This window comes from Methylobacterium sp. Leaf104 (assembly GCF_001422885.1).
Lineage (GTDB): Bacteria > Pseudomonadota > Alphaproteobacteria > Rhizobiales > Beijerinckiaceae > Methylobacterium.
In genome coordinates, this window is sequence record NZ_LMMZ01000029.1 from 1 (window position 1) to 2,191 (window position 2,191).

At 46.9% G+C, this 2,191-nt stretch carries 1 protein-coding gene and 2 pseudogenes; 1 reads left to right on the forward strand and 2 read right to left on the reverse strand.

The features are described from left to right. Positions 1-113 precede the first annotated feature (113 nt). Positions 114-346, forward strand: a pseudogene (locus tag ASF49_RS23195) (integrase core domain-containing protein); the annotation flags it as partial. 113 nt (positions 347-459) lie between these two features. Here ASF49_RS23195 and ASF49_RS23200 read toward each other — a convergent pair. Beyond that, entirely contained in the window at positions 460-1,659 is a 1,200-nt protein-coding gene (locus ASF49_RS23200) for a glycosyltransferase family 4 protein (RefSeq protein ID WP_082511337.1), read from the reverse strand. A gap of 415 nt (positions 1,660-2,074) precedes the next feature. Then, a pseudogene (locus ASF49_RS24560) lies at positions 2,075-2,191 on the reverse strand (IS630 family transposase); the annotation flags it as partial.

Consider the following 2,191-nt stretch of genomic DNA (forward strand, 5'->3'; position numbering starts at 1 on the left):
ACGCCACCGGCTCTCCTCCTCGGAAAGCCGCGCATCGAATCACAACCTCGGCCCAGCGAGAACCCCAGACGATTCAAGCCGGTCGGTGCCTGCTCTAGCGGCTTCAACTGATCTCAAGGACGGGTGCACCGCCAAGCATAATGCTGGATAAAGCCTATATCGAGTCGTTCAACGGCCGTCTACGGGGGAGTACTTGAACGCCTCGTGGTTCCTGTCGGTGGCCGATGCCCGCGAGCGCATCGAGGACTGGAGATGCCACTACAACGAATATCGACCCCACACGGCCCTGGGCGGCTTGACGCCCCGAGCCTTCGCCAACCAAACTGTCACATGCCATGAGCTTGCATCAATTGTGGACTACGAACGTGGTCAACTCCAACATAGCTCGAAGCTATACCTTGGGGAGGAACACTTTACAGGGGCAGGCCAAATAAATTTTTCCTAAATAAATTAGATTATTTAATAGTATAGACCATAATCTAACCATATCTTGTTGATCAGAGCCCTGTAATTAGATGCGAAAATTTCTGGCGTATAGTTTTGACGATATGAGTTGAGAGCGTCCCGACTCATTCTTTGTCTCAGGGCGTCGTCGTTGAGCACAGCTTCCACTTGTGCAATAAACTTGCTGATGTCACCTCGCTCGAATAAAGCTATAGCGCTATTCGAGATCATACGAGCGTCTATGTTCCCGCCCGTCGCTGAAGCAACTACTGGTATTCCAGCGGACATCGCTTCAAGGAGTACTAGATCATAGTAGGTCATTTGATTGGGCAACACAAAGACGTCTGCCGCTTGCAATAGTGATCCTGGATCTGGATGCCAGCCAAGTTCAAGGCAGCGTGGGTGGGATAGAGTGGGTAAAGGCCCAGGTCTGCCGGCTACAAGCACCAAAAGATCTGAGTCGCGGTCAAGAAGGCAGTACGCTGCCTCGCAGAAAGCGTCATAGCCTTTAGTTGTGTTATGTCGACCGATATATAATACAACTTTAGACTGTTTAATTTGAAGTCTATTACGACTCTCCTGACGCGTTACAGAGCTCTCTAGTCTTACGACCCCAGAGCGAACAAAGCGTACGTCCTTGTATTGCCGCAAAATCGAGAAGCCTGGGAGCGTTTCCTCGTATCCATCCATGGCCTCGGCGCAGGGAAAAATCCACACATCTGATCGCTCGAAGGTACGAAGCTCAACCGCTTGCACCGCTTTTCGCAACTCATCAACCTTATCAGTATCGTGTCCTTCATCACTCCATTTGTCAGCAAACTCTTTCGAATAGGCCTCAGGACTGTGGGACGAGAACAGAACAGGCAAACGTAAGTTGCGCGATGCCAAAGATTGGATCGTCATCAGACAGTCAGGGACAGTATGGCAGTGGAGTGATCGTGCGCCGCCGGATAGAGCTCGGTCAAGATGATGTTTCGGAAGAGCAATGTCATCGATGTTTCCGAACCAACTGGTGTGATTGCGGAGACTATCGGCCGATATGTTCATGTCGGTATTCTGACCATCCAAGCGCGGTTCGCAATCGAGCCAGATCGTAGGCCCGATTTTTTCTTCAAGCTGGGTATTGGTTAGACCGACATGAAGATTAGCGAGATAACCGCTCGGACCTCCAGATCTTAGATCAACGTAGAACCAATAGCTAATTTTATGAATCATAGATAAAATACCTATCCATATGGATGTATAGTTACAATGCAATAATTTGGAAGTAAAATACAAAATATCTGCGGATCACGATCACGCACCTTTCTTAATATGATTGATAAACTAGTTCAGATATTTGTACATAAAAATTGTTGACCGTTTTAATATTGCCATAACTCAAGATTCTCGGTATGATCGAAAAAACGTAAGGTAGTTTATCAGCGCCGACGAGTCAAATTTTGTTAAGGCGATCACTCCATCTGAGATATTTATATTAATCTCGTATATCTGCTACATCCATCTTAATCATGTCATCGATTGAGTGAATGTCAATTCAACGAACGTGGTAATCGTAGATAGATTTAAAACTTGGTTTAAATGTAAATTTTACTCAATATAAATTTAAATATATTATATTATTATTGATTTACTCTTGCGCATATTCTGCAGCGGAGATGAAGTTGGCGCAGTGGACGGGCGTGACGGTGTCGACGAGGTGCCCGATGGCTGACCACAGTCCCTCGACGGTTCGCACTGAGGGCTT